Below are 25,126 nucleotides of genomic sequence, written 5' to 3' on the forward strand. Positions count from 1 at the left end.
TCAATTTGTCGTACACCTAGATTACATGCTTTCGGCGGCCCCTGCTTGCCGCCAATCGGCCCGGGGAGTGGCGTGGGGTACCATGACGCACCTCCACCCGCGGGATTCCGGGATTTTTCTTCGGTAGAGTCACTAAAGAAGTGCAGATTTTGTGTGGCCTTTGGCGAGCCGCGGAACCAAACCCAGGAGGATGCGCACCCGTGAACCACCAGGACGTCCCGCCGAAGCCGGCCCTCCCGCCCCGAACCGGAAACCTGCCCACGGTGCCGGGCCGGGACGCCGGTCCAGCGCCCGCCCCGGAGTCCGTCACCTGGTCCCAGCCGCGCCGGGAACCCGAACCGGACCAGGGCGCCAACAGGAGGCCTGCCTTCTGGAAGGCATTCCTCATCGTCGTCATTGTCGCCGTCGCCGGTTCACTGGTATGGCTCGCGGTGTGGCTGAACTCATCGCCCGGGACGGACTCGGCGAAAAGTTCGGATCCCGGCGTGCTGCAGACCGCAGTGACTCCGCCGGCCACCCCGCAACCCCTGCCCCGCGACGGGGTTGCGCCGGCGGACTACGCCGTGGGCGACTGCTTCAAGGACTTCGACCCGCAGGCCCTCTCGTCCACCCTGGTGCCGTGCGACACGGGCCATTCAGCCCAGCTCGTAGCCACCCTCCATTACCCGGAAAGCACCAAGTATCCGGGAGCGGAACCGCTCAAGGCCAAGGCGCTGGAAGTCTGCCAGGCATCGAAACTCGGCCCGGCAGCCAAGCAGTTCCAGCTCAACTACCAGCGCAGCTTCCCCAGCAACACCAGCTGGGAATCCGGGGACCGCAGGGTGGATTGCTACGTCACGGCCGATACCGGCAATGTGGTCACCGCGAGCGTGCTGCCCTGACATCGAGCCCGTCCGGGCAGCACGCCTGGCCGTGAGCCTGCCGGCTAGTCTTTCCGCCGAACGGACAGACCCGAGCTGGGGACACCTGTCAGCGTGTCCACGGCGCCCTCGGTAAGCTCGCCAAGGTCCGCCGCGGTGTCAACCAGGACGGTGTCACCGTCGCTGATATCACCGGCCAGGATGGCCTTGGCCAGCCGGTCGCCGATCTCGCGCTGCACCAGGCGGCGCAGCGGCCGGGCGCCGTAGGCGGGATCGTAGCCGGAGAGTGCCAGCCACGCCTTGGCGCCGTCGGTGACTTCCAGGGTGAGCCGCCGTTCGTGCAGCCGCCGCCCCATCTCTTCCACGTGCAGCTCCACGATGTGGGCCAGTTCCTCCACCGTGAGGGCATCGAACAGCACCACTTCGTCGAGCCGGTTGAGGAACTCCGGCTTGAAGGATGCGTTCACCGTGGCCATGACCGCGCTGCGCTTGGCCGCCGCGTCCAGCGACTGGTCCACCAGGAACTGGCTGCCCAGGTTGGAGGTCAGCACCAGGATCACGTTACGGAAGTCCACCGTGCGGCCCTGGCCATCGGTGAGGCGGCCGTCGTCGAGCACCTGCAGGAGGATGTCGAACACCTCCGGGTGCGCCTTCTCCACCTCGTCCAGCAGCACCACCGAGTAGGGCCGGCGGCGGACGGCCTCGGTCAGCTGGCCGCCTTCCTCGTAGCCCACGTATCCCGGAGGCGCCCCGACCAGCCGGGCCACACTGTGCTTCTCGCCATACTCGGACATGTCGATGCGCACCATGGCGCGTTCGTCGTCGAACAGGAAATCCGCCAGCGCCTTGGCCAGTTCGGTCTTGCCCACGCCGGTGGGGCCCAGGAACAGGAAGGAACCGGTGGGCCGGTTGGGGTCGCTGATCCCGGCCCGCGCGCGGCGGACGGCGTCGGACACCGCCGTCACGGCCTTGGCCTGGCCTATCAGCCGCCGGCCCAGCTCCTCTTCCATATGAAGCAGTTTCTGGCTCTCCCCCTGCAGCATGCGGCCCGCCGGGATGCCCGTCCACGCGGAGATGACCTCGGCGATGTCCTCCGCGGTCACTTCTTCCGCCACCATCTGCGTGGACTTGTCCGTCACGGCGGCCTCGGCCTCGGCGGCGGCGTTCACCTCGCGCTCGAGGGCCGGGATCTCCCCATAGAGGATCCGGGAGGCAGTTTCGAGGTCGCCTTCACGGGCAGCCTTGTCATAGGCGGAGCGCAGCTCATCCAGCTTCGCCTTCAGGTCACCCACCCGGTTGAGGCCGGCCTTCTCCGCTTCCCACCGGGCATTCAGGGCGGAGAGTTCCTCCTCCTTGTCCGCCTTGTCGGCGCGGAGCGCGGCCAGGCGCTCCACGGACGCGGGATCCGATTCACCGGTCAGCGCAAGCTCCTCCATGGTGAGCCGGTCCACCTGCCGCCGCAGCTGGTCGATCTCCTCCGGAGCGGAGTCAATTTCCATGCGGAGGCGGGACGCTGCCTCGTCCACAAGGTCGATGGCCTTGTCCGGCAGTTGCCGGCCCGTGATGTAGCGGTTGGACAACGTGGCCGCGGCCACCAGGGCAGAGTCGGCGATGGAGACCTTGTGGTGCGCCTCGTAGCGCTCCTTGAGGCCGCGGAGGATGCCGATGGTGTCCTCCACGCTGGGCTCGCCCACGTACACCTGCTGGAAACGGCGTTCCAGGGCTGCGTCCTTCTCGATATTCTCGCGGTATTCATCCAGGGTGGTGGCACCGATCAGGCGCAGCTCGCCGCGGGCCAGCATGGGTTTGAGCATGTTGCCGGCGTCCATGGAGGAATCTCCGGTAGCGCCGGCACCCACCACGGTGTGGATCTCGTCGATGAACGTGACAACCTGGCCCTCGGAGCCCTTGATCTCCTCAAGGACAGCCTTCAGCCGCTCCTCGAACTCGCCCCGGTACTTCGCGCCGGCCACCATGGACCCAAGGTCCAGGGAGATCAGGGTCTTGCCGCGCAGGCTTTCCGGGACGTCGCCCGCCACCATCCGCTGGGCCAGGCCTTCGACGACGGCCGTCTTGCCCACCCCGGGTTCACCGATCAGCACCGGATTGTTCTTGGTGCGCCGCGACAGCACCTGGACCACGCGGCGGATTTCCGAGTCCCGGCCGATCACCGGGTCCAGCTTGCCGGCGCGGGCCATGGCAGTGAGGTCCGTGCCGTACTTCTCCAGTGCCTGGAAGGTGTTTTCGGGGTCCGGGCTGTCCACCTTCCGATCGCCGCGGACTCCGGTCAGTGCGGCGAGCAGGGCTTCCCGGGACGCTCCGGCTTCGCGGAGCAGCCGGGCGGCAGCGTCATTGCCGGCGGAGAGCCCCACCAGGAGCACCTCGGTGGACACGAACGAATCACCCAGCCGGTCAGCCTCCTCCTTGGCGTGCTGGATGGCCTGCAGGGCCGGCCGGGACAGCTGCGCCTGCTGGCTGGAGCCGCCCGAGGTGGCGGGCAGCGCCTTGATGGCGCTGCTGGCCTGCACGCTGACAACGTCCGGGTCCGTGCCCGTGGCGCGGAGCAGCGCAACGGCCACGCCTTCGCGCTGGTCCATCAGCGCCTTGAGGAGGTGGGCCGGTTCCACCTGGGGGTTGCCGGCCGTGGAGGCGTTCATTGCCGCCGCGGAAAGAGCCTCCTGGCTCTTGGTGGTGAATTTGACGTCCAAAGAAAGCTCCTTTCGGGGGCTGGTTGACTAAGTTGAGTGTACTACGCTCAACTTTGCGCGGCGACGTTCCTTAGCCATGTTTGCCCACGGCGAAACGGCTGTCCAGAGCCTGAGGTCCCTCCTCCCAGTGATCCCCCGGTGGCCCCGTCCTGCTGCTAGGTCCCGTAGACGGAGACGGCGGCGGCCTTGACCACGAAGTGCACGGTCATGCCCGGCGCCAGGCCCAGGTCCGCGGAGGCGGCAGGCGTGATGTCAGCGGCAAGGCCGCCCGCCCTGACCCGGATCTGGTCGCCGTGGGGTTCGAGGTCGGTAATGGTGACGGCGAACGAGTTCCGCGGGCTTCCGTGGGCGTCGTCGAGGAACACGGATACGGCCGACGGCGGAAAGACGGCCACGCCGGGACCGGCCGGCCCTGATGCAGGGCCGGGTTCAGCAGTGCCTGGTTCCTCGTCGTGCCCCGCGATCCTCATTCCCCGCGGGGTACGCACCCCGGCGCCGTCCAACGTGCCAGGGATGAAGTTCAGTCCGGCGAGCCCGGCGGCGAAGGAGCTGCGGGGCCGTTCCAGGACCTCCCGTGTGGGCCCCTCCTCGGCAATCTTCCCGTTTTCCAGGATGACCACGCGGTCCGCGAGCATCAGCGCATCCAGGACATCGTGCGTGACAATGATGGCCTGCCGCCCCGCGAGGACCCGTTTGAAGAGGCGCCGCAGCAGCGGAGCAGAGTGGATGTCCAGGGCGGCCAGCGGTTCATCAAGCAGCAGGAGCGCGGGGTCGGCGGCGAGCGCACGGGCCACGGCCACGCGCTGGGCCTGGCCCCCGGACAGTTCCGCGGGACGGCGTCCGGCGAGGTGTTCCGCTTCAACATCGGCCAGCCAGCGCATGGCCTGCTCCCTTGCGTCCCCCTTGGGGACACCGGCGCTGCGGGGTCCGAAGGAGACGTTGTCCACCGCGCTGAGGTGCGGAAACAGCAGGGGTTCCTGGGCGAGCAGGGCCGTGCCGCGGTGATGGGGAGGCAGCCAGGTCCGGGTGCCGCCGTCGAGGTCGAAGAGCGTCCTTCCGTTGAGCTCCGCCCGGCCGCTGTCCGGCCGCAGCAGGCCCGCGATGCCGGCCAGCAGGGTGGATTTGCCGGCGCCGTTGGGTCCCATGACGGCCAGCGTTTCGCCGGGCCGGACGGCCAGGTCCACGTCGAAGCCCCGCCCGGCCACGGCTGCCTGGAAGGACAGCGTCACGGGACTTCTCCCCGGGCAGGCGCGGCCGTCGTCGTCCGTTTTGCCGTCCAGGGGCGGCTCTTTGCCGGCTGCCGGTACGCGAGCGCCACCACGGCGACGGCGACTGCCACCAGGACCAGGGAAAGCGCGACGGCGGCATCAGGGTCCGTTTCCCGCTGCAGGTAGATCTCCAGGGGCAGGGTCCGGGTCACCCCCTGGAGGCTGCCGGCGAAAGTGAGCGTGGCACCGAACTCGCCCAGGCTGCGCGCGAAGGAGAGGACGGCGCCGGACGCGAGGCCCGGCAGGACCAGCGGCAGCGTGACGCGCCGGAACACCGTGCCCGGCCGGGCCCCCAGCGTTGCGGCCACTGCTTCGTAGCGGGAGCCCGACGTCCGCAGGGCCCCCTCCAGGCTGACTACCAGGAAGGGCAGCGCCACGAAGGTCTGTGCCAGGACCACCGCCGTGGTGGAGAAGGCGATTCGCAGCCCGAGCATCTCCAGGGCCTGCCCCAGCAGCCCCTGGCGGCCGAACGTGTACAGCAGGGCGATTCCGCCCACCACCGGCGGAAGCACCAGCGGCAGGAGTACCAGCGAGCGCAGGAGCCCCTGCAGGCGGAAGGCATCCCGGGCGAGGACCAGTGCCAGCGGAACGCCCAGCACGATGCACAGCACGGTACTCGCCGCGGAGGTCCGGAGGCTCAGCCCCAGCGCCGTCAGGGATGGCCCCGAGGTCACCAACGGAATGAACTGTGCCCAATCAACGCGCAGCACCATGGCCAGCAGGGGAAGCACGACGACGACGGCCGCCAGCACTGCCAGCGCCCGCACCCAGGCGGGGATGCCGGAGTACGCGTGCCTGTCCACCTGACGCACTCCTCTGCCTGTCCCGGTTGCCGTGCCTGCTGTCCCCACGTGTTCAGCGGCTTTCGAGGACCTGCTTGAGCCTGGACAGCTGGGCCACCTCAGACTCCATGGTCCTGGTGACCATCGAATCAAGGACACGCATCAGGAGCGGAAGCTTGGCGTCCAGGGCAAAGTGCACGGTGGTGCTGCCCGCTTCCCCGGCAAGGGTGTAGGTGCCGGTGGGGCGGGCGGGCCCCGCAACCACCTCGAAGGCCAGCAGGCGGCCAGGCTGTGCGTTGGTGATCCTGTAGTCACCCTGCAGCGGGCGGCCTTTGGGTCCTGTCAGTGTCTGGCTGTAGATCGCGCCCGGCGCACCTGCCATGCCGTCCTTGAGGGAAATGGATTTCACTCCTTCACGCCAGGCAGTGTTGTTCAGGCCATCGGCCAGGAATTCGTAGACCTCGAGTGCCGGCCGGTTGATGGTGATGCTGTTTTCTGCGTGTGCCATGCTGGTTTCCTCCGGACGTATCGGCTGAAGAACGCTGGACGATGGACGGGTGGCGCTGACCGGCATGACCGGTCGAACTGGAGGCCGTTCCTGGCCCCACCCTACTGTCCGCCGGGTCCGAAACCCGCGGCGGCCAGGACTTTCTGGCCTTCCGGGCCTGCCACCAGCTCGATGAAGGCGCGGGCGGCGGCCTTGTTCCGTCCGCTGGTAAGTCCCGCGATCGGGTAGGTGTTCACCGCGCTCCCCGCCTCCGGGAACTGGATGCCTCCCACCCTGGTCCCGGCCGCCTTGATGTCAGTGCCGTAGACCAGGCCGGCGTCGGCCTCGCCGGAGGTGACCTTGCCCAGGACGTCGGTGACTGCGTTTTCCTCGCTGACGGGGCTCAACGTCAGCCCCGCCGTCTGGGCCACCCTGGCCGTGGCGGCGCCGCAGGGAACCTGGCTGGCGCAGGTCACCAGCTTGATGCCCGGCCGGGCCAGGTCTTTCAGCGATGTGACTCCGGCGGGATTGCCCGGCGGCACGGCGATGGCAAGGGTGTTGGTGGCGAAGTTTTCCGGCGTGCCATCGGCCAGGCCCGCGTCCTGAACCTTCTTCATGTTGGCCGTGTCCGCGGACGCGAAAACGTCGGCGGGCGCACCCTGGCTGATCTGGCTGGCAAGGTCCGAGGAACCCGCGAAACTCAGCGCAACCGAGGTGCCGGGATGTTCCGACTCGAAGGTACCGGCGAGTTCGGTGAAGGCCTGCTTGAGGGAGGCCGCCGCGAAGACGGTGATTCCGCCGCTTAACTTGTCGTTCGCAGGGGTGTCCTGGGCGCTGCTTCCCGGCGCGCCGCAGCCGCTGAGTACTGCAGACAGGAATGTGCCAACTGCGATCAGGGCCATGGAAAGCCGGAGCTTCCGGGTGGAGCTCTGCCGGCTCATGCGGTGGCCCGGCCCTGCGGTGCTTCAATGATGACGGTGGTCGCCTTGACCACGGCCGTAGCAACGGCCCCCGGTTCCAGTCCCAGTTCGCGCACGGCTTCGCTGCTCATCAGGGAGACCACCCGGAAAGGACCGCACTGCAGTTCCACCTGTGCCATGACCTTGTCCGTGATGACATTGGTGACCAGGCCGACGAACCGGTTCCGTGCCGAACTGCTGCCGCTCTTGGGGTCGTCCGGGAGCTGGGCGAGCTTCTGTGCGTGCGTTGCCAGTTCCAGTCCGTCAACTGCCCGGCGGCCGGCGGAGTCCCGAAGCGCGGTCAGGGTCCCCTGCTCCGTCCAGCGGCGGACAGTATCGTCGCTCACGCCGAGGAACCGGGCGGCGTCGGAAATGCGGATGAGTGCCATGCGAGGAGTATATGCCGCAAATGCGGATCATCCATGCGCATCCAGTCGCAATCTGGGTTCAGCCCAGCCCCGTCCGGCCGCACGGCGATACCAGCCAGTGGCGGCACTAGACTCCTTCCATGGCCATCTACATCGACCCGCCGCTGTGGCCTGCCCACGGAACGCACTTCTCGCACCTGGTGTCGGATGCATCGCTGGACGAGCTGCATTCGTTCGCTGCTGCCGCCGGGATTCCTGAGCGGGCCTTCGACGGGGACCACTACGATGTGCCCGAACGCCGGTTCGATGACCTGGTGGCCGCGGGCGCATCTCCGGTGGAAGGAAGGGTGCTGGTGCGCCGGCTCATCGCCAGCGGCCTGCGGATCCCGGCACGCCGGCGGAACAAGTCGCTGAAGGTCCCGCTGCTGAACCGTTGGGAAGCCATCATGCCCGGGCACGACGCGCTCTTCCTGGACCTGCTGGACCGGTGGAGCGAGCCACACCGCCACTACCACGGCTGCACCCACCTGCTTTCGGTCCTTGAGGCGATCGACCTGCTCACAGAACCTGGCGACCCGCCGCGGACGGTGCTGCTGGCGGCCTGGTTCCACGATGCCGTGTACCGCGGGGTCGCGGAACAGGACGAGGAGGAGTCGGCACACCTGGCGGAAGACCGGCTGGCAGGCGCCGGGCTTCCGGCGGAAGAAGTGGCGGAAGTTGCCCGGCTGGTCCGCCTGACGTCGGACCACCGGCCGGAGCCGGGCGACGGCGACGGGGCCCTCCTCTGCGACGCTGACCTTTCCATCCTGGGTGGCGAACCGGACGAGTACGCCCGCTACGTCGCTGCCGTGCGGAAAGACTACGCGCACATCGGCGACGCCGACTTCGCAGCCGGCAGGTCCGCCGTCGTCCGCCACCTGCTGGAACTGGAGCCGCTGTTCCACCACCGGCGGGCCCGGGCCCTGTGGTTGGACGCCGCCCACCGCAACCTGGAAGGCGAACTGGCATGAACGCACCCGGCAGCAGCCCGCGGCACACGCACTCCGCCAATGCCGCGCACCGCCAACTCCCGTTCACCGTCCGGCTGGAATGGGGGCTGGAGGGTGCCAGGACGGTGGCGGCCGGGGCCGACATCGCGGTGGTGGTGGATGTCCTGTCCTTCAGTACCTGCGTCAGTGTGGCCTTGGACCGGGGCGCTGAAGTCTTTCCCTACCGCTGGCGGGACACCACGGCTGAGGACTTCGCCGCCCACCACCGCGCCCAGCTGGCCGGGCCCCGCGGCGGCGGAGGCCTGAGCCTGTCCCCCGCAAGCCTGCGCTCTGCGGATTCGCTGGAGCGCGTGGTGCTGCCATCGCCCAACGGTTCCGGGCTTTGCCATGCACTGGCCGCCGAAGTGCCGCTCGTGGCCGCAGCTTGTCTCCGGAACGCCGCGGCCACGGCGGAATGGGTCGCGGCCAACCTTGCCGCCGATGCAGTAGTGGCCGTGGTCGCCGCCGGTGAGCGGTGGCCCGACGGCACCCTCCGGCCTTCCGTGGAGGACCAGATCGGAGCCGGCGCCTTCATCGCGGGGCTGGCGGCCGCCGGGAAGGGCGGCTACGAAGCCGGAGACGGACGCCATGGCTACGCCCCGGAGGCGGTGGCAGCGCTGGCTGTGTTCGAGGCCGCCGAACCACGGCTGCGCGAGCTGCTGCAGAATTGCTCCAGTGGCCGGGAACTGTCCGGGGCAGGCTACGCGGAGGACGTGGACATCGCCGCTGAGCTGGACGGCAGCGAGCGGGTGGCCATCCTTCGGGACGGGTCGTTCCGGCCGCTGTAACCAGCTGGCAGACGTTAGTGGTAGGTGCTGACGAACGGCGTGCTGGTGGGCACGATCTGCTTGCCCAGCGGCATCAGGGACACCGGAATGAGCTTGAGGTTGGCGATGGCCAACGGGATGCCGACGATGGTCACGGCCATGGCAAACGCGGTCACCACATGCCCGATGGCGATCCAGATTCCGGCCACCAGCAGCCAGATCACGTTGCCCAGCAGCGAGAAGACACCAGTCCCGCCGGGCTTGTCCACCACCATCCGGCCAAACGGCCACAGCGTATAGGAGGCAATCCGGAAGGAGGCGATACCCCAGGGGATGGTGACGATCAGCAGGCAGCAGACCACACCTGCGAGGAAATAGCCCAGGGCCAGCCAGAAGCCGCCGAAAACCAGCCAGATGATGTTCAGAAGTGTCTTCATGCACCCATTGTGCCCTCGACCCCCTGGCAAAAAGGCGATCCGGCCAAAAGATGGGGGACATCCCTGAGCTTGCCCTGACCCGGCGGCGGCAGGGCACCGGCGGATGGCGCTAGACCGTGGCAGCGGCCTTGGCAGCGTGGACGAACGCGCGGATCTTGGCCAGGTCCTTCACGCCGCGGGACGCTTCGACACCGGAGGACACGTCAACGCCCCAGGCGTGCGCAGCTTCTGCTGCCTGGCCCACGTTGGCCGCCTCGAGGCCCCCGGCGAGCAGCCAGTTCCGTCCCTGGAGCACGGGCAGGGCCGCCACGGAAGCGTAATCCCAGGACTCCCCCGAACCCGGCACGGCGGCGTCGATCAGGAGGAGGTCCTCACCCCAATCCTCGAACTCGTCCGGGGAGGCACCCATGGTGATGGCCCTGACCAGCTTCATGCGGGCGTCGTGCACTGTTTCCACGTCCGTGCGGGACCGGGCGCCGTGCAACTGGATCCATTCCAGGCCGGCGGCCCGGGCGATGGCGATGGCGTCGGCGGCTGGCTCGTCGCGGAAGACCCCAATCGGGGAAACGCTGTCCGGTACTCCGGCCAGCAGGGAGGCCGCCTGCGACGGTGAGACAACCCGAGGGCTGGCGGTGAGGACGAAGCCCACCGCATCCGCGCCGGCGTCCACTGCTTCGCGCACCGATTCGGGCGTGCTGAGACCACACACTTTGACGAACATTCCCGGGCTCCTTCAGGCTGTTTTCGTGTTGACCCCCCGGAGGAGAGTAGCAGGCACGGGACCGGTGTGCGACGGGGAGCCAGGGCGGGGAACTAGGCTGGGCTGATGCAGATCATCCGCTTCGCAGGGCTCAAGGCCGAACCATGGCGCAACGGTGGCGGGGTGACAAGGGAAATCGCACGCCTGGAGTCGGCGGACGGCGGCTGGGACTGGCGGGTGAGCATCGCCGATGTGGCCAAGGCCGGCGACTTTTCCGCTTTCCCCGGCATGGAGCGCGTACTGACGGTCATCGAGGGGGAACTGCTGCTGCTGACCGTCGGCGGCGCGGAACAGCCCCTTGAAAAGTACCGTCCGTTCCGGTTCGACGGCGGGGCCGCCACAACGGCGGCACTGCCCACCGGCGACATCCGTGACCTCAACGTCATCACCCGGACGGGGGCGTTCAAGGCCTTCACCTCCATCATCGAACTGTCCAAAAAGCGTGCCCACCCCTTGTTCCAAGGGCAGCTCGGGGTGCTCCTGCAGGGGCAGGCGAAGGCCAGCGACAGTGCTGGAGAACCGCTGGATCTTGGCCGTTACGACGCCGTGGTGGGGTCGGACAGCGACTCCCCGGAGATCCTGGGCCGCGGCTTCCTGGCAGTGGTGTCCATCGACCCTGCGGATCCTTCAGCGTAAGCACCCGCGCATGCGGTGAGGTTGCCCACCAACGGTGGCAGCCCGGCGTCGCGCCTTGCTACCTTGGAAACCAAGGCCCCCTCCCGGGCCTCCGGACGACGGTTCAGTACCCGGCACGCGACAAGACTGGCCAAAGGAACTGTCATGCCGTGGATCATCCTCATTCTTTCCGGCGCGCTGGAGGCCGTCTGGGCGGCTGCGCTGCACCGGGCCGCGCAGGTTTCCGGACGCCGCCGAATTGCCCCCGCAGCCCTCTTCCTGGCGGCCGTTGCTGCAAGCACCGGCGGCCTTGCCGTGGCCATGCAGTCCATTCCCACCGGAACGGCGTACGCCGTTTGGGTGGGCGTAGGGGTGGTCCTTACCTCGGCCTACGCGATGGCCACCAGGGTTGAACGCCCGACGGCGGCGCGGCTGCTCCTGCTCTCCGGGATCGCCGCGTGCGTGGTCGGCCTGAAGGTGGTGGCGTGATGTTGAAGCGTTCCGTTCCGTGGCTGGTACTCCTGGCCTCCGCCGTCCTGGAAGCTGTCTGGGCCACCGCCCTGGGCCTGTCCGACGGTTTCAGCAGACCGCTGCCCACCGTGGTCTTCGCCGTCACCGCCACCCTCAGCATGCTGGGACTCGGCATGGCCATCCGGAACATCCCGCTGGGCACGGCTTACGCCATCTGGGTGGGCATCGGCGCCGCGCTGACCGTGGGGTGGGCCATGGCCACCGGCGTGGAGCCGTTCAGCGCGGTGAAGCTGCTGTTCATCGCGGGGATCGTGGGCTGCGCCGCGGGCCTGAAGGCGTTGCCGGCAGAAAAAGATGCGCCGCCGGTGCCCGGCGGTGACTAGGCTTTTGCCATGCACTCCCCCGAGATCACCATGGCCGTTGATGCGCTGCGGCGCCGGCTGGTGCCCGGAACGCGGACCATCCTGGGCATAGCGGGGGCCCCGGGGTCCGGCAAGTCCACCTTCGCGGCCTGGCTGCAGGCGCAGTTCAGCCCCGGCACCTCCGTGGTGGTGCCAATGGACGGCTTCCACCTGGGCAACGCAATCATCGAAGGGAGCCCACTGCGGGAGCGCAAGGGCGCCATTGATACGTTCGACGCCGGTGGCTACCTTTCGCTGCTGCGCCGCCTGGCGCTCCGGGACGAGGCAGTGGTGTACGCACCGGAGTTCCGGCGCACCATGGACGAGCCTGTGGCCGCTTCCATCGCCGTCCCGGCCGAGGTCCAGCTGGTGATCACCGAGGGGAACTACCTGCTGGCGGACCTGGAACCGTGGAAGGACGTGCGGGCGCAGCTGGACGAGGTGTGGTTCCTCGAAACGCCGCCCACGCTCCGGCTGCAGCGCCTGGTGGAACGGCACGTTTCGTTCGGCATGGAACGGCAGGCTGCGGTCGCCTGGGCCACCGGACCTGACGAAGCCAACGCCCGCCTGATCCAGGCCACCCGCCCCGCGGCGGACCGCATCCTCCCTTGGCTGTAATTTTCAACGCAGGAATCGAACAGGAGAACCATGGCAAACGCACCCACCGAATCCGGCAGCACTGAACCCGCGGAAACTGTCCAACTCGGCAATGGACTGGCTGTCAGCCCTCTGGGCTTTGGCGGCATGGCCCTCACCCCCGTGTACGGCGAAGTGGACCCTGCCGAGGCGCTGCAGACCCTGCACCACGCCGTCGACTCCGGAGTCAGCTTCATCGATACCGCTGACATCTACGGCGGCGGCAGCAACGAGGAGCTGATTTCCCAGCTTCTCAAGGCCCGGCGGGACGAAGTCCAGCTTGCCACCAAGTTCGCGCTGGTGGGCACGCCCACGGACGGCTACACGGACATCCGCGGCGATGCCGCCTATGTGCACGAAGCTGTGGAACGGAGCCTGCAGCGGCTGGGCACCGACGTGATCGACCTCTACTACATGCACCGCCGCGACGTCCGCGTGCCCATCGAGGAAACCGTGGGCGCCATGGCGGAGCTGGTGAAGCAGGGGAAGGTCAGGCACCTGGGCCTGTCCGAGGTGACGGCACAGGAGCTGCAGGACGCATCGGCGGTCCACCCGATCGCGGCCGTCCAGAGCGAATGGTCCATCTGGAGCCGGGATGTGGAACGCAACGTCGTCCCGGCCGCCGCCGCGCTCGGTGTGGGCTTCGTCCCGTACTCCCCGCTGGGCCGCGGCTTCCTTACCGGCACCGTGGACACGTCCAGCCTGGGCGCCAAGGACTTCCGGCGGAACATTCCCCGGTTCGCCCCGGACGCCGCAGGCGCCAACCAGGCCGTGGTGGACGCGGTCCGGTCCGTAGCGGACCAGCTGGCCGCCACCCCGGCCCAGGTAGCCCTCGCGTGGATCTTCGCGCAGGGAAAGCGGCTCGGCCTGCCAGTCGTTCCCATCCCCGGCACCCGCAAGGCCGCCCGGATCGACGAAAACCTCGGCGCACTGGCCCTGGACCTCACCCCCGCGCATCTGGAGGCCTTGGACGCAGCGTCCGATGCCGTCGTCGGATCCCGTTCCGCGGACCCCAAATGGGTGTCCGAGGGCCGCGAGTAGCAACCTTCCCACTCATTCCGAACTACGACCCCAAGGAGCCCCATGCCTGCAATCGTCCACTTCGAAGTCCGGTTCAAGCCCGACCATGTCGGCGACGCCGCCAAGTACCTGGCTGAAACCCTTGCCGCCACCCGCGCCTGGCCCGGCAACCAGGGCATCGAGGCGCTGGTGGACGACGCGGATCCCTGCCACATCCTGGTGGTGGAAACCTGGGCCACCACCCAGGACCACGACGACTACGCCGCCTGGCGGGCCACGCCGGAGGGCAGGAGCGCGCTGCACGAGGTCCTCGCCGCAAAGCCGTCCAAGCAGGTGTACTCCACCACCCTGCCTCTCGGCCTGTAGCCCGTCCTTAGACTGAAGCCATGGACTCACTTCGATACGACCTGCCGGCCCTGACCATCCGCAGCATCTCCGTCAGCGAGATGGACAACAACGTGTACCTGCTGACGGCCAAGGAGAGCGGCGCCCAGGTGCTGATCGACGCCGCTGACGACCTCCCGGCCATCCAACAGCTGCTGGCGGACGGGGCCGGGGACACCTCTGCGGCGCCGCGGCTGGCCCTGGTTGCCACCACGCACCAGCACTGGGACCACGTGCGGGCCCTGAAGGAGCTGGTGGATGCAACGGGCGCGCCAACAGCAGCCGGAGCGGACGACGCCGATGCGCTGCCGGTCCCTGTGGACGTTCGGCTCAGCCACGGCGACGTTGGAAAGTTCGACGGCTTCGAGCTCACCGCCGTGCACCTGCGCGGCCACACCCCGGGATCCATAGCCTTCGTGTACCAGGACCCGGAAGGACCTGCGCACATCTTCTCCGGCGACTCACTGTTTCCCGGCGGCGTAGGCAATACCCAGAAGGACCCGGAACGGTTCAACCAGCTCCTGTCCGACGTCACGGAGCGGCTGTTCGGCACCTACCCGGACACCGCCGTCGTGCATCCCGGGCACGGCAAGCCCACCACCCTGGGCGCGGAGCGGCCGCACCTGGATGAGTGGCGCGCCAGGGGTTGGTAGGAGTTTAAGATCGAGTGCTCCGTAGTTGTCGTTCTGACGCGTCAAAACGACAACTACGGAGCACTCGATGGTTTTAAGCGGCTGGGGACTTAGCGGCCGCGGCGTTCGTTCGACGCCGGGGCGGACGCGCGGCGGGGGCCGCTGCGGGCGGGACGGCCCGAGCCGCCATTGCCGCCGTTGCCGGAGCCGTAGGAGCCTCCCGAGGTTCCGCCGGTGTTGGAGGACCAGACGGCCTTGTTCCCGCCGGTTGCACCGGAGCGCTGGCCGGATCCACCTGCTGCCGCGCGCTGGCCGGTTGCAGGGCGTCCGCTGCGCTGGCCACCACCGGACGCGGGGCGTCCGCCGGAAGCCGGGCGGCCGGTGCCACCGCGGGGAGCGTCGCTGCGGGTAATCCGGGAATCGCTGCGGCCCTCGGCTGCACGTCCGTTCGATCCGCGGCCGGCCGATGTGCGGCCACCTGCTGCGGGAACGTCGTTGCGGTGGGTGGAAGCGGTGCCGCGGCCGCGGGCGTTGCGGCGGGCAGCGGCTGCTGCCACTGCGCGGTCCTCGTTCTGCTCGGCGTTGCGGTCGAAGGCTGCACGGGCTTCGGTGCGGCCTTCGAAGGCGACAGCCCGGCGTTCGGCGCGGGTGGCGTCGCTGCGGGCCGGCTCGGCCGAAACCTTGCCGCGGCCACCACGTCCGCCACGCCCACCGGCGGTGGGAGCGGCCTGGCGGCGTGCGCGCTTGCGCTCCGCATTGGCTCCGGTGGAGGTGCCGCCGCCCTGCTTGGGCGCCTTGGCTGCCAGCAGTGCCGCACGGGTGCGGGGGTCAACCTTCTCGGCGATGTCACCGACGAGCTCGGCCACGATGGGCGAGCTGGCGGTGACGCGCTCGAAGCTGACGTCCACGCCGGCAGCCTTCATCAGCTTCTTGACGTCGGTCTGCTGCTCGGGCAGGGTCAGCGTGACCACGGTGCCGTCGGAACCGGCACGCGCGGTGCGGCCTGAACGGTGCAGGTACGCCTTGTGCTCGGTGGGCGGGTCCACGTGGATGACCAGTTCGACGTCGTCGACGTGCACACCGCGGGCGGCGACGTCGGTGGCCACGAGGACGCGGACGTCGCCGTTGGAGAACTCGGCCAGGTTGCGGTCACGGGCGTTCTGCGAGAGGTTGCCGTGCAGGTCGACGGCCGGGATCCCGGCGTCGGTCAAGGTCTTGGCCAGCTTGCGGGCGTGGTGCTTGGTCCGCATGAACAGGACGCGGCGGCCGGCGCCGGAGGCGAGCTCCACGATCAGCTGCTTCTTGACGGTCTGGTCGTTGACCACCAGCACGTGGTGCTCCATGGTGGTCACCGCGGCCTGCGGATCGTCCACGGAGTGGGTCAGCGGGTTGGACAGGTAGCGCTGGACGATCTTGTCCACGCCGTTGTCCAGGGTGGCGGAGAAGAGCAGGCGCTGGCCCTGGCTGGGGGTCATGTCCATGAGCTTCTTGACCACCGGCAGGAAGCCGAGGTCGGCCATGTGGTCGGCCTCGTCCAGGACGGTGATCTCCACAGCCTCGAGGGTGAGGATGCGCTGGCGGATCAGGTCCTCCAGGCGGCCGGGGCAAGCGATGACAATGTCGACGCCGGCCCGGAGGGCCTTCTCCTGGCGCGCCTGGGAGATGCCGCCGTAGATCACGGTGGTGTTCAGGCCGGCGGCCTTGGCCAGCGGCTCGATGGTGGCGTTGATCTGGGTTGCCAGTTCACGGGTGGGTGCCAGGACCAGGCCCATGGGGCGGCCGGGCTTGCGGAAGTACTTGGCTTCCCGCTCAGCGAGTCTTGCTACAAGCGGGATAGCGAAAGCAATGGTTTTACCGGATCCGGTCCGGCCCCGGCCCAGGACGTCACGGCCGGACAGCGTGTCCGGGAGCGTCTTCACCTGGATGGGGAACGGTTCAACGATTCCCTGGGCGGTAAGGGTGTCTGCAAGGGCCTTGGGAGTACCGAGGGCAGCAAAAGTAGTCATGTAGTTTTTTACGGTCTTTCTGGCGGTATCCGGGCGGATATCGGCCCCCGATGCCGGTTGGACCAGGGGTTTCGCCGAAGAAAAGTCAGGTGGTCAACCGGGCGCTGTGAATGGGGACAGCCGGCCGGGACCAAATGGAACGCGTTCATCGACGCAGGATGTGCCTCTCACATGAAGAAAGCCCACTCCCTGGATAGGAACCTCCAGATCCGGAGCAGGCGGCATCACTGCACATCAAGTTCCTCCAGTCTAGCATCCCCGGGCCGTGATCCCGTCGTCGGCGTTGCCTTGGCGGGGTTGCCGGGGCAGTGTTGAGGCATGAGCGAGCACCGGGACACCCAGCACGAAGTCCACGCGCACGACGGCGGCGCGACGCCGGACGGAGATGACAGCGGCATTGGCGCGGCGTCCGTCTGGGACGAGCGGTACCGCAGCAAAGCAAGGCTGTGGAGCGGGAAGCCGAACCCGCAGCTGGTCCGGGAGGCCGGTGGCCTGCGGCCGGGGAAGGCGCTGGAACTGGGGTGCGGCGAAGGGGCCGACGCCATCTGGCTGGCGCAGCAGGGCTGGTCCGTGACCGCCGTCGACGTTTCCTCGGTTGCCCTCGAACGGGCACGCTCGCACGAACTGGCCGAACTGGCGCGGGAAAGCGTGCATGCCTCCAACGGCACCATGGAAAGCCGGATCACCTGGCAGCAGGCGGACCTGGCGCAGTGGCAGCCCGGGAACTCCTACGACCTGGTGACCTCGCAGTTCCTGCACTCCCAGGAACTGGACTGGCGTCTCCCCCTGCGGACAGCGGCCTCGGCCGTGAAGGCCGGTGGAACACTGCTGGTGGTGGGCCACCACCCGGACCGGCTCCCGCCCTGGGGCAACGACCACCACAAGCACCTGGACATGTTCTACACCGGGGACCAGTTGGTGCAGGAACTGGGGCTGGATCAGCCCGGCTGGCAGGTGGAAGTCCTCACCAGCCGGGAGCGCCCAGTGACCGGGCCGGAAGGGCAGCAGGCCACCATCGCCGACGTCGTCCTGCGCGCCACCCGCCTTTCCTGACGCGCCACCGGCCTAACCTGCCGGAGGAGCTTTGGTGGTGACGCGCGGCGCCACCAATGCCGCCGCGACCCCGATCGCCGCGGTGAAGGCGAACACCCCTGCGAAGGACTGGACCGGCGTCGTGAACGCGGCAAAGACAATCCCGGTGGTGGCCAGCGACAGCGCCCCGCCCAGGGAGTCCGAGATGGACATGGCGGAGCTGTTGAAGCCTTCGTCCTCCTTCGTGGACAGTGCCAGGGTCATCACGCTCAGGCGGGGGTAGAGAAGGCCCATGCCTCCCCCTGCCAGCACCCAGCCGGCGATGGCGGTGGCAGGCGGCCAGTGCAGCGCGGTGGTGGCCAGGGCCAGGATTATCGCGGCCAGGACCATGAGTGATCCGGCCTGGACTGCGCGCCGGTGCGGCAGCCGGGTGCCCATCCGGCCCTGGACGGCGGCAGCCCCGGCCCAGGCGAGCGCGCCGCCGGTGAGGGTCAGGCCGGCCAAGGTGGGCGGGAATGAATACTGGTCGATCAGGAGATACGGAAGGTAGACCTCGGCGCCGAAGAACGACGCCGACGCGAGCCCGCGGGCCAGGATCACGCTGGGCAGGCCGCGGCGGGCGGCGAGCGTGCCTGCGGGCACCAGGGGGCGCACGGCCACCAGGGCAAGGACGACGGCGGCGGGCGCCAGGAGTGCCGTGGCTGCCGGGAAGGCGGGGGTGCTGGCGTCCGCGGAGAGATTGAGCCCCAGCACGGCGAGCGCGGCCAGCGCAGCCCATCCCAGCCGGCCCAGGGCCCAAGGCGGCGCGGTTTCTCCGGTTTGGCCTGTTCCGGCCGGTTGTCCCTCCGCTTCGGCACTGTCCAGTCCGCGCAGTACCGGCACGATCATGGCCAGCGCCGGAATGACCAGGCCCACCACGCCCAGGAACACCCAATGCCAGCTGAAGACCTGGGCCACCACGCCGGCGGCGAAGGGACCCACCAGCGACGGGACCACCCAGGCCGCCGAGAAGGCAGCGAAGATCCTGGCGTGTAGCTGGCCCGGGAAGAACCGTGCCACGAGCACGTACAGCGCAACGGTCAGTGCACCGCCGCCGAGGCCCTGCACCAGGCGGCCGGCAACGAGCATGGGCATGGTCACTGAGGTTCCAGCGATCAGCAGGCCGGCGACGAACAGGGCCACGGAGGCGTACAGGGGCAAGGCTGGACCGCGGCGGTCGGACCAGTTTCCCGCCCCCACCATGCCGATCACGCCCGTGGCCATGGGCCCGGCAAAGGCCAGCGCGTAGAGGCTTCCGCCGTTCAGCTCCCGGCTGGCCAGGGGCATGATGGTGGTCACAGCAAGCGATTCGAAGGCGGCCAGGAACACCAGGGCGCAGGTGCCCACGGTCACCCACAAGTACGGGGGCCGGAAGATCCCGGCGGCGTCGCGGGTTCCCGGGAGCGTGGAGTCCTGCACGGCCGGCCTTACTCCACGAACCGGTTCCGGCCGGACCGGTAGCCGAAGACGGCCGCGAGGAGGCCCACCACCATGAACAGGACCCCGGCGGGAACGAAGGAACCCGTTGCCTGGTGGAGCTGGCCCACCATGAGGGTTCCCGTGGAGCCCACCCCGTAGCCCACGCCCTGCATCATGCCGGAGAGGTGGGCTGCGGTGTGCCCGTCGCGGGTGCGGAGCATGATCAGTGTCAGGGCCGCGGCGGTGAGGCTTCCCTGTCCGAGCCCGAGCAGCCCGGCCCACACCCAGATGAGGTTGAGCGGACCCAGGATGCTCAGCACGAATCCCCCGCCGGTCATCAAAGCCACCACCGTGTTGATGGCGCGCTGGTCCCGGAACCGCGCGGCCAGGGCGGGCGCGAACAGGGATCCCAGCATTTGCAGCACGATGCACACGGCAACGATCAACCCTGCGGTGGCCCCGTCCACGCCCCTTTCCCGGAGGATGGGCGCCAGCCAGGCGAAGCCGCTGAAGGACATCATGGCCTGCAGCACCATGAAGATGGTGACCTGCCAGGCGACGGCTGAGCGCCAGACGTTGATCCCGTCCCGGACTGCCTGGTGCCGGACCGTGCCCTGGCGCAGGGCCACGGGGAGGAACAGGAGAAGTACGACGGCGGCGGGCAGCACCCAGACCCACAGAGCCTTGGTCCACTCCCCCGTCGCCGTGTACACCGGGTAGGTGAAGCCGGCCCCGAGCGCGGCGGAGGCACAGATGGCGGTGGTGTAGAGCCCACCCATGAGGCCCAGCCGGTGCGGGAAGTCGCGTTTCACCAGGCCCGGGAGGAGCACGTTGCACAGCGCGATGGCGGCGCCGCATGCTGCCGTGCCCACCAGGAGCGCAGGAAGGTGGCCGGCCCCGCCTGTTGCTGTCCCGGTGTCCACGGGCCGCAGCAGGAGCCCGGCAGTCAGTAATGCCATGGCACCGAGCAGTACACGCTCGGCACCGAAACGGCGGGCCAGGACCGGGGCGATCGGCGCGAAGACACCCAGCAGCGTCACGGGAACAGTGGTCAGCACCACCACGGACCAGCCGGGCAGCCCGGCCTGGGTGGTCACCTCCGGCAGGACGGCGGAGAGGCTGGAAAAGACGCTGCGCAGGTTCAAGCCGATCAGGACCAGGCACACGCCCAAGTAGGCGAGGGCGCGCCGGCTGCCCACGCGGGTGGGCTCCGCCGCCGGCAGCTCATCGACTTCTGCGTCCACCAGGGTGCTGAGGTCCATCACGCTGCTGCCTGTCCGGGTCCCGCCCCGGGCGTCCCCGGAGGCAGCTCGTCCCCGCGGCTTCCTTGCCGCGGCATTCGTTCCGTCCGTCATGGGCCCATTCTTGCAGGCGTCCGGCGCCAGGGAGTTTTCCACATACGAGTAGAGGCGGCTTCTGGCCTTCCCTGCAACTTCTTAGGTTGAAAGCAGCCGTATTGACCCGCCCCCGCCACTGATACTTGGCCCCCTACTAAATAGAGCAACTGCCCGGAAGTAGATGATCACCATGAATTCACAGGAAACCGCCCCCATTGGCGAAAGGGAGCCGTCCGTCCAAGGACCGGCACCCACCACGCGGGGCCCTAGGAAAGCTATCGCAAGTCTCGTCCTCGCCATCCTGGCACCGCTGAGCCTGGTACTCACGCGTTCCCTTGCGTCCCTCGCCCTGCTGCTGACCTTTCCTTGCAACGGCCCGTCAAAGCTCCCCTGGGTAGCGCCATTGGTTCTTTGGAGCCTGCCCATGATCCTCGGGACGATTTCCACCGGTTTAGCCATCGCCGTGATTCGGGACACGAATCAGCAGGGGTTCGCCAAAGGAATGTCCACAGCCTCGTTGTGTGTGTCGGCGGTGGTGTTTGTGATCGGACTCTTGCTCTCGGTAAGTCTCATGCTGATGATGCATTAGCCTGCATCTTCGCGGCGGGAGGTTTCCCCCGATCCAGCCCGTCAGGCGTGCCCGCCCGCGCTCTTCCCGCGGCGCTATTCTGGAAGGGATGAGTGAATCCCCTGAAAACCCCCAGCAGCCGCATGTCCCCAGGCCCGTGACGCCCGGAACCCAGGCCTCCTTCGGCACATACGGCGGCCGCCCGGTCAGTTTCGTGCGCCGCGGCACACGCCTCCAGGGCCGTCGGCAGGCAGCCTGGGAGGAACACGCCGAACGGTGGGCCGTGGACGTGCCCCGTCACGTGGCCAACACCTCGGTGCACCCCGACTACACCTTTGACGCCGCGGCTGAGTTCGGCCGCGAAGCCCCGCTCATCGTTGAGATCGGTTCGGGCCTGGGCGACGCCATCTGCCACGCCGCCGAGCAGAACCCGGACACGGACTTCCTGGCCGTGGAGGTCTACACCCCCGGCTTGGCCAACACCATCATCAAGATCAACAGCCGCGGCCTCACCAACGTCCGCGTGGTGGAGGCGAACGCCCCCGAGGTGCTGGCCACCATGCTGCCCAAGGGTTCCGTGGACGAAGTCTGGGTCTTTTTCCCGGACCCGTGGCACAAGTCCCGGCACCACAAGCGCCGCCTGATCCAGCCCGAGTTCGCAGGGCTCGCCGCCCGCGCGCTGAAGCCGGGCGGGCTGTTCCGGATCGCCACCGACTGGTCCAACTACGCCATCCACGTCCGCGACGTCATGGCCGGCTCCGCAGACTTCGAGAACCTTCACACCGGGGAGCGCCGCGGCCCCGAAAGCCCCCTGACACAGGTGTGGCAGTCCGGTGTCGAAACAGTGGTGGGCGGTGCCCCCGTCCGGGAAGGACGTGCCCCGGTCAGTACCGGGCACACGGGCCCCAATGAAGGAGTGGACGAAACCGGCGGCTGGGCGCCCCGTTTCGAGGGCAGGATCCGGACCAGCTTTGAGGCGAAGGCCCACGAGGCCGGCCGGCTGATCTTCGATCTCTGCTACCGCCGCCGCTGAGCGGCGGGGCCGGGAAGGCCCCTAGCCGACGTTGATGGCGGCCACGATCTCCTTGAGCATGTCCAGGCGCGGTTCGGTTTCCGGGTCCAGGTATGGCCAGACGACCACGACGCCGATGAACCGGTTGCTTTCCCACACGCCCACGGTGGCGGCTACCTTGGCGGGGCCGCCGTCGTCGTCATATCCCGACACCACGGCGTAGGCAGCCTTGCCCGGCAGGTTCAGCTCGCCCTCCGCCAGGAGGGTGCCGCCGCGGTCCTCAAGGTAGTAGCCCGCCATCAGGTGCGCCCAGCCGTTGGCCTGCGGCGCGTCCTGGACGGAGGTGTCGTCCTTGATGACAGTGACCAGGACACCGCCCAGCAGGCCATACTGCTCGCTGTTGGGCCCGGCCGTGGAATCGTCCAGGACCTGGGTGTGCTCGGGAAAGTCCGCGGTGAAGCCCAGCGGGGATTCGATGTGCACTGACATGGGTTTCAGAGCCTCTCGAGCTTGGTGTCGTTGGGGACTTTATAGTACGTGGAGACGTTGGTGGTGGACTTGTTCTCGGTCTTGATGTCCACCTCACCCACCTTCACATCAAAGCCTGCCTCGTTCTTGGCCGTCAGCACCGAGTTCACCTGGACAGTGGCGGACCCGGCCTCGTAGAGCCGCGCCGCGTCGTGGGCCGCGCCGGTGTCATTTCCCAGGGCAACGTTGCGCAGGTAGCTGTCGATGATGGGACGGTTCTCGGGGGTGTAGTCGACGTCGATCTTGACGGAGCCCTGGGTCCCGGCAGTCACGGTCGAATCGAACTTCGCCCCCTCGGTCTTAAGGCCGGATGTGACGCCCTGGGCCACGGTCCCGTCCATGGAGACGGAGACGGAATCGATGTTGTTGTGCTTGTCCATATTGACTTCCAGGCCGCCCTTGCCGGAAGCCTCGAAGACCCTGCCGTCCAGCTTAAGCTGGCCGTTGGCGGAGACCTCGCCGCTGGCCGTGGACGTGCCATCGGTCAGGTTCCGCTCGTAGGCGAGGTCCAGCTTCGCACCGCCCGAGACCGTGCCGGATTCACCGGTTGCCTCCAGCGAGAACGTGCCCTTGGCCTTATCCGTCTGGCCGGTGGAGCCGTTGTCCTTCGCCGCATCATTGATGGTGTCCAGGATGTAGCCCGGCGGATTGCCGGCCACATCCTTGATTTCCCCGATGCTGTCCGGCGGAAGGTCTTGGTACATCTGCTTGCGGGCGGCCATGGCTTCCTCCACGCTGGCGAACGTGTACTCGCGGGAGACCTCGCCGGTGAGCGTTGCCCCCGCGGTGCCGGAGGCGTCGTTGACGCCCAGGCCCATGTTTCCGTAGACCTTCATGGTGGCGGACCCGTCGGCGTTTTCCACCACCTCGGTGCCCACTTCGGCGCCGCCGTGCACCCAGGCAACCCGGGCCTCGATGGAAGCCTTGCCTGTTTCCGTGTAGACCGGAATGTCGGCCTTGGCCAGTTCCTGCAGGTGGTGCTTCGCCAGTTCCTGGGCTGCCGCGGGAATGCCGCCGTCCATGCGCATCAGGTCCTCGGCAAACGGGCCGTCGCTGCCTTCGCCCTGGATCAGGTACTGCCGGTCGGCATCGGACAGGCCAGCCCACCACTTTGCTTGCTCCTCCGGACTGGCGTTGACCATGCGGTCCAGGCCGGCAGCAAGCTCTCGGCGGTGCTCGGCCAAAGCCCTGGCTTCTTCCGCCCGCTCCTTGAACCACTCCCTCGCCTGCTCGGCCATGGAGGTGATCCGGTCCCAGGTGCTGCCGCCGGAGCCGCCGGTTCCCGTGGTGGACGCCTTCTCCTGCTCGTCGGCATGCTTCATCAGGATTTTGGAGTTTGCCCGCAGGCTGGCCACCACCTTGTCCAGGCTGGGACGGTGGCTGGCGCTCCACTCCTGGCGGAAACGTTCACCGTCCCGGCCCTTCCACGGCGCGGACTGGATTTGGCTGTGCAGGGATCCGGCACGGCTGCTCAGCAGTGTCGCTGCCTGGTCGGCAGCCTTGGCCAGCGCCCGCAGCTGGCTGATGTCTGCGCCGTAAAAAGTCATGGTTTCCCCCGGAAAAGAGTGCGGTACGTTTCGATCGCTGGTCCTCATGGTTGCACAGGTATGGGGATGCGGCGATGGGGATCCCTCCCCATGGGCGGCCAGAACCGAACTGTTCCGGGACCCCGCGGCGTGGCACGATTGCCCTTACAAGAAGGGCACGCACACCAGCGCACCACCGCGCCGTCCAAAAGGAAAGACGATCAAAGAGGAACTGAAACAGGCCGTTGACAAGGCCGAGGACGTCACCAATTCGCGCGTCCTTGAGATTTTCGCCCGGTCCGGGTTTGCGGCCAGCGGGATACTCCACCTGCTGGTGGGCGCCATTTCCATCCGGCTGGCGGTGGGCGGCACCGGCAATGCGGACTTCAGCGGCGCGGTAGCGGAACTGGCCACAGTGCCCGTGGGCCCGTTCCTGCTGTGGGGCAGCTTCGCGGCCTGCGCCGCATTGTCACTCTGGCAGGCAGGGGACGCGATCTTCGACTTCAACCACCAGGCCACCAAGACCAAGGTGAAGAACAAGGCCAAGGCCACCCTGCAGGCGATCGTATACGCAGTCCTTGCCCTCACCCTCTGGCACTTCGTCACGGGCACCGGAAACGGCGGCGACAACCGCAAGGCCGCGAGCGACTTCACCGTCTCCATGATGCAGGCCCCGGGCGGGGTTGCCCTGCTGGTCCTGATCGGTGTGGCGGTTGCCGTGACCGGTGTGGTCTATGGCATCCGGGGACCGAAGAAGTCTTTCCAGAAGCAACTGCGGATGCCGGCCCCCGGGCCGGCCAGGACCGCCGTCACAGCACTGGGCGTCGCAGGTTACCTGGCGAAGGGGACAGTGCTGCTGCTGGCGGGCCTGCTCATCGCCGTCGCCACGCTCAAGCGGCATCCGGAGGATTCCACCGGCCTGGACGGCGGCCTGCGGGCCCTTCGTGACCAGCCAATGGGCCCCTATCTGCTGGCAGCGGTGGGAGCCGGGCTGATTTGCTACGGCGCGTACATGATCATGCGCGCGCGGCTGGCGAAAATGACCAAGTAGCAGGCATCGGCGTGGTTAGGTGAGG

At 68.3% G+C, this 25,126-nt stretch carries 27 protein-coding genes and 1 riboswitch; of the genes, 14 read left to right on the plus strand and 13 right to left on the minus strand.

The window, feature by feature from the left end; genetic code table 11:
* Positions 1 to 200: 200 nt before the first annotated feature.
* Positions 201 to 881: a septum formation family protein gene (locus ACFVTD_RS08860; RefSeq protein ID WP_387561096.1), complete on the plus strand. Its 681-nt coding sequence runs from the start codon at positions 201 to 203 to the stop codon at positions 879 to 881.
* A gap of 44 nt (positions 882 to 925) precedes the next feature.
* Here the strand turns inward: ACFVTD_RS08860 and clpB are convergent, their stop codons facing one another.
* The 6 genes from clpB to ACFVTD_RS08890 form a co-directional block, all read right to left on the minus strand.
* On the minus strand, positions 926 to 3,568 hold the full coding sequence (gene clpB, locus ACFVTD_RS08865; protein WP_387561099.1) for an ATP-dependent chaperone ClpB: 2,643 nt from the start codon (positions 3,566 to 3,568) through the stop codon (positions 926 to 928).
* A gap of 155 nt (positions 3,569 to 3,723) precedes the next feature.
* Complete coding sequence (locus ACFVTD_RS08870) at positions 3,724 to 4,797, minus strand: sulfate/molybdate ABC transporter ATP-binding protein (protein ID WP_387561102.1); 1,074 nt, start codon at positions 4,795 to 4,797, stop codon at positions 3,724 to 3,726.
* Positions 4,794 to 5,639 carry an ABC transporter permease gene (locus ACFVTD_RS08875; RefSeq protein ID WP_387561105.1) on the minus strand — a complete coding sequence of 282 codons (846 nt, stop codon included), beginning with the start codon at positions 5,637 to 5,639 and terminating at the stop codon, positions 4,794 to 4,796. Before ACFVTD_RS08875 ends, ACFVTD_RS08870 begins: the two co-directional genes overlap by 4 nt.
* A gap of 52 nt (positions 5,640 to 5,691) precedes the next feature.
* Positions 5,692 to 6,126: an SRPBCC family protein gene (locus ACFVTD_RS08880; RefSeq protein ID WP_387561108.1), complete on the minus strand. Its 435-nt coding sequence runs from the start codon at positions 6,124 to 6,126 to the stop codon at positions 5,692 to 5,694.
* Between the two features lie 101 nt (positions 6,127 to 6,227).
* Entirely contained in the window at positions 6,228 to 7,046 is an 819-nt protein-coding gene (gene modA, locus ACFVTD_RS08885) for a molybdate ABC transporter substrate-binding protein (protein ID WP_387561111.1), read from the minus strand.
* Positions 7,043 to 7,453, minus strand: coding sequence for a molybdopterin-binding protein (locus ACFVTD_RS08890; protein ID WP_387561114.1), 411 nt, complete (start codon positions 7,451 to 7,453; stop codon positions 7,043 to 7,045). The genes modA and ACFVTD_RS08890 overlap by 4 nt, the downstream gene beginning before the upstream one ends.
* A gap of 119 nt (positions 7,454 to 7,572) precedes the next feature.
* On the opposite strand from ACFVTD_RS08890, the gene ACFVTD_RS08895 reads away from it, so the two are divergent.
* Entirely contained in the window at positions 7,573 to 8,442 is an 870-nt protein-coding gene (locus ACFVTD_RS08895) for a DUF4031 domain-containing protein (RefSeq protein WP_387561117.1), read from the plus strand.
* Positions 8,439 to 9,248, plus strand: a complete 810-nt coding sequence (locus tag ACFVTD_RS08900; protein ID WP_387561120.1) for a 2-phosphosulfolactate phosphatase — start codon at positions 8,439 to 8,441, stop codon at positions 9,246 to 9,248. Before ACFVTD_RS08895 ends, ACFVTD_RS08900 begins: the two co-directional genes overlap by 4 nt.
* A gap of 14 nt (positions 9,249 to 9,262) precedes the next feature.
* Here the strand turns inward: ACFVTD_RS08900 and ACFVTD_RS08905 are convergent, their stop codons facing one another.
* On the minus strand, positions 9,263 to 9,664 hold the full coding sequence (locus ACFVTD_RS08905; RefSeq protein ID WP_387561123.1) for a YccF domain-containing protein: 402 nt from the start codon (positions 9,662 to 9,664) through the stop codon (positions 9,263 to 9,265).
* Between the two features lie 109 nt (positions 9,665 to 9,773).
* Entirely contained in the window at positions 9,774 to 10,385 is a 612-nt protein-coding gene (locus ACFVTD_RS08910) for a phosphoribosylanthranilate isomerase (RefSeq protein WP_387561125.1), read from the minus strand.
* Positions 10,386 to 10,490: 105 nt separating this feature from the next.
* Between ACFVTD_RS08910 and ACFVTD_RS08915 the strand changes: the two genes are divergently transcribed.
* The 7 genes from ACFVTD_RS08915 to ACFVTD_RS08945 all read left to right on the plus strand — a co-directional run bounded on the left by ACFVTD_RS08915 (position 10,491) and on the right by ACFVTD_RS08945 (position 14,604).
* Positions 10,491 to 11,060, plus strand: a complete 570-nt coding sequence (locus ACFVTD_RS08915) for a HutD family protein (RefSeq protein ID WP_387561128.1) — start codon at positions 10,491 to 10,493, stop codon at positions 11,058 to 11,060.
* 70 nt (positions 11,061 to 11,130) lie between these two features.
* A riboswitch (guanidine-III (ykkC-III) riboswitch) is annotated at positions 11,131 to 11,195 on the plus strand.
* Positions 11,196 to 11,204: 9 nt separating this feature from the next.
* Positions 11,205 to 11,528 carry a DMT family transporter gene (locus ACFVTD_RS08920; RefSeq protein WP_387561131.1) on the plus strand — a complete coding sequence of 108 codons (324 nt, stop codon included), beginning with the start codon at positions 11,205 to 11,207 and terminating at the stop codon, positions 11,526 to 11,528.
* On the plus strand, positions 11,528 to 11,893 hold the full coding sequence (locus tag ACFVTD_RS08925) for a DMT family transporter (protein WP_387561134.1): 366 nt from the start codon (positions 11,528 to 11,530) through the stop codon (positions 11,891 to 11,893). The genes ACFVTD_RS08920 and ACFVTD_RS08925 overlap by 1 nt, the downstream gene beginning before the upstream one ends.
* Positions 11,894 to 11,902: 9 nt before the next feature.
* Positions 11,903 to 12,529 carry a nucleoside/nucleotide kinase family protein gene (locus ACFVTD_RS08930; RefSeq protein ID WP_387561137.1) on the plus strand — a complete coding sequence of 209 codons (627 nt, stop codon included), beginning with the start codon at positions 11,903 to 11,905 and terminating at the stop codon, positions 12,527 to 12,529.
* A 30-nt stretch (positions 12,530 to 12,559) separates the two neighbouring features.
* On the plus strand, positions 12,560 to 13,588 hold the full coding sequence (locus ACFVTD_RS08935; protein WP_387561140.1) for an aldo/keto reductase: 1,029 nt from the start codon (positions 12,560 to 12,562) through the stop codon (positions 13,586 to 13,588).
* 42 nt (positions 13,589 to 13,630) lie between these two features.
* The gene (locus tag ACFVTD_RS08940; protein WP_387561143.1) at positions 13,631 to 13,933 is read left to right on the plus strand and encodes a putative quinol monooxygenase; all 303 of its coding nucleotides are present in this window, start codon (positions 13,631 to 13,633) and stop codon (positions 13,931 to 13,933) included.
* Positions 13,934 to 13,953: 20 nt separating this feature from the next.
* A complete protein-coding gene (locus ACFVTD_RS08945) occupies positions 13,954 to 14,604 on the plus strand; it encodes an MBL fold metallo-hydrolase (RefSeq protein WP_387561146.1) in 651 nt (216 codons plus the stop codon).
* Between the two features lie 89 nt (positions 14,605 to 14,693).
* Here the strand turns inward: ACFVTD_RS08945 and ACFVTD_RS08950 are convergent, their stop codons facing one another.
* On the minus strand, positions 14,694 to 16,589 hold the full coding sequence (locus tag ACFVTD_RS08950; protein WP_387561148.1) for a DEAD/DEAH box helicase: 1,896 nt from the start codon (positions 16,587 to 16,589) through the stop codon (positions 14,694 to 14,696).
* A 318-nt stretch (positions 16,590 to 16,907) separates the two neighbouring features.
* Between ACFVTD_RS08950 and ACFVTD_RS08955 the strand changes: the two genes are divergently transcribed.
* Positions 16,908 to 17,642, plus strand: coding sequence for a class I SAM-dependent methyltransferase (locus ACFVTD_RS08955; protein WP_387561151.1), 735 nt, complete (start codon positions 16,908 to 16,910; stop codon positions 17,640 to 17,642).
* A 12-nt stretch (positions 17,643 to 17,654) separates the two neighbouring features.
* Here ACFVTD_RS08955 and ACFVTD_RS08960 read toward each other — a convergent pair whose 3' ends face one another.
* Together ACFVTD_RS08960 and ACFVTD_RS08965 are read right to left on the minus strand one after the other, a co-directional pair.
* Positions 17,655 to 19,079 (minus strand): MFS transporter, encoded by a 1,425-nt coding sequence (locus tag ACFVTD_RS08960; protein WP_387561154.1) that lies wholly within the window; start codon positions 19,077 to 19,079, stop codon positions 17,655 to 17,657.
* 8 nt (positions 19,080 to 19,087) lie between these two features.
* On the minus strand, positions 19,088 to 20,341 hold the full coding sequence (locus ACFVTD_RS08965) for an MFS transporter (RefSeq protein WP_387561716.1): 1,254 nt from the start codon (positions 20,339 to 20,341) through the stop codon (positions 19,088 to 19,090).
* A 499-nt stretch (positions 20,342 to 20,840) separates the two neighbouring features.
* Here ACFVTD_RS08965 and ACFVTD_RS08970 point away from each other — a divergent pair, with 499 nt between their 5' ends.
* A complete protein-coding gene (locus ACFVTD_RS08970) occupies positions 20,841 to 21,005 on the plus strand; it encodes a hypothetical protein (protein ID WP_387561157.1) in 165 nt (54 codons plus the stop codon).
* 88 nt (positions 21,006 to 21,093) lie between these two features.
* Positions 21,094 to 22,017, plus strand: coding sequence for a tRNA (guanosine(46)-N7)-methyltransferase TrmB (gene trmB / locus ACFVTD_RS08975; RefSeq protein ID WP_387561160.1), 924 nt, complete (start codon positions 21,094 to 21,096; stop codon positions 22,015 to 22,017).
* 21 nt (positions 22,018 to 22,038) lie between these two features.
* Here trmB and ACFVTD_RS08980 read toward each other — a convergent pair whose 3' ends face one another.
* Positions 22,039 to 22,485: a hypothetical protein gene (locus ACFVTD_RS08980; protein WP_387561163.1), complete on the minus strand. Its 447-nt coding sequence runs from the start codon at positions 22,483 to 22,485 to the stop codon at positions 22,039 to 22,041.
* A 5-nt stretch (positions 22,486 to 22,490) separates the two neighbouring features.
* The gene (locus ACFVTD_RS08985; protein ID WP_387561166.1) at positions 22,491 to 24,071 is read right to left on the minus strand and encodes a hypothetical protein; all 1,581 of its coding nucleotides are present in this window, start codon (positions 24,069 to 24,071) and stop codon (positions 22,491 to 22,493) included.
* A gap of 211 nt (positions 24,072 to 24,282) precedes the next feature.
* Between ACFVTD_RS08985 and ACFVTD_RS08990 the strand changes: the two genes are divergently transcribed.
* The gene (locus ACFVTD_RS08990) at positions 24,283 to 25,101 is read left to right on the plus strand and encodes a DUF1206 domain-containing protein (RefSeq protein WP_387561719.1); all 819 of its coding nucleotides are present in this window, start codon (positions 24,283 to 24,285) and stop codon (positions 25,099 to 25,101) included.
* Positions 25,102 to 25,126: the final 25 nt, after the last annotated feature.

Origin of the sequence: Pseudarthrobacter sp. NPDC058119, assembly GCF_042884655.1 — a bacterium.
GTDB lineage: Bacteria > Actinomycetota > Actinomycetes > Actinomycetales > Micrococcaceae > Arthrobacter.

Excerpts from the sequence above, each read along its gene's own strand:
- ACFVTD_RS08880 (WP_387561108.1), bottom strand. The coding sequence starts at position 6,126 with ATGGCACACGCAGAAAACAGCATCACCATCAACCGGCCGGCACTCGAG.
- modA (WP_387561111.1), bottom strand. The coding sequence starts at position 7,046 with ATGAGCCGGCAGAGCTCCACCCGGAAGCTCCGGCTTTCCATGGCCCTG.
- ACFVTD_RS08890 (WP_387561114.1), bottom strand. The coding sequence starts at position 7,453 with ATGGCACTCATCCGCATTTCCGACGCCGCCCGGTTCCTCGGCGTGAGC.
- ACFVTD_RS08895 (WP_387561117.1), top strand. The coding sequence starts at position 7,573 with ATGGCCATCTACATCGACCCGCCGCTGTGGCCTGCCCACGGAACGCAC.
- ACFVTD_RS08900 (WP_387561120.1), top strand. The coding sequence starts at position 8,439 with ATGAACGCACCCGGCAGCAGCCCGCGGCACACGCACTCCGCCAATGCC.
- ACFVTD_RS08905 (WP_387561123.1), bottom strand. The coding sequence starts at position 9,664 with ATGAAGACACTTCTGAACATCATCTGGCTGGTTTTCGGCGGCTTCTGG.
- ACFVTD_RS08910 (WP_387561125.1), bottom strand. The coding sequence starts at position 10,385 with ATGTTCGTCAAAGTGTGTGGTCTCAGCACGCCCGAATCGGTGCGCGAA.
- ACFVTD_RS08915 (WP_387561128.1), top strand. The coding sequence starts at position 10,491 with ATGCAGATCATCCGCTTCGCAGGGCTCAAGGCCGAACCATGGCGCAAC.
- ACFVTD_RS08920 (WP_387561131.1), top strand. The coding sequence starts at position 11,205 with ATGCCGTGGATCATCCTCATTCTTTCCGGCGCGCTGGAGGCCGTCTGG.
- ACFVTD_RS08925 (WP_387561134.1), top strand. The coding sequence starts at position 11,528 with ATGTTGAAGCGTTCCGTTCCGTGGCTGGTACTCCTGGCCTCCGCCGTC.
- ACFVTD_RS08930 (WP_387561137.1), top strand. The coding sequence starts at position 11,903 with ATGCACTCCCCCGAGATCACCATGGCCGTTGATGCGCTGCGGCGCCGG.
- ACFVTD_RS08935 (WP_387561140.1), top strand. The coding sequence starts at position 12,560 with ATGGCAAACGCACCCACCGAATCCGGCAGCACTGAACCCGCGGAAACT.
- ACFVTD_RS08940 (WP_387561143.1), top strand. The coding sequence starts at position 13,631 with ATGCCTGCAATCGTCCACTTCGAAGTCCGGTTCAAGCCCGACCATGTC.
- ACFVTD_RS08945 (WP_387561146.1), top strand. The coding sequence starts at position 13,954 with ATGGACTCACTTCGATACGACCTGCCGGCCCTGACCATCCGCAGCATC.
- ACFVTD_RS08950 (WP_387561148.1), bottom strand. The coding sequence starts at position 16,589 with ATGACTACTTTTGCTGCCCTCGGTACTCCCAAGGCCCTTGCAGACACC.
- ACFVTD_RS08955 (WP_387561151.1), top strand. The coding sequence starts at position 16,908 with ATGAGCGAGCACCGGGACACCCAGCACGAAGTCCACGCGCACGACGGC.
- ACFVTD_RS08965 (WP_387561716.1), bottom strand. The coding sequence starts at position 20,341 with ATGGACCTCAGCACCCTGGTGGACGCAGAAGTCGATGAGCTGCCGGCG.
- ACFVTD_RS08970 (WP_387561157.1), top strand. The coding sequence starts at position 20,841 with ATGATCCTCGGGACGATTTCCACCGGTTTAGCCATCGCCGTGATTCGG.
- trmB (WP_387561160.1), top strand. The coding sequence starts at position 21,094 with ATGAGTGAATCCCCTGAAAACCCCCAGCAGCCGCATGTCCCCAGGCCC.
- ACFVTD_RS08980 (WP_387561163.1), bottom strand. The coding sequence starts at position 22,485 with ATGTCAGTGCACATCGAATCCCCGCTGGGCTTCACCGCGGACTTTCCC.
- ACFVTD_RS08985 (WP_387561166.1), bottom strand. The coding sequence starts at position 24,071 with ATGACTTTTTACGGCGCAGACATCAGCCAGCTGCGGGCGCTGGCCAAG.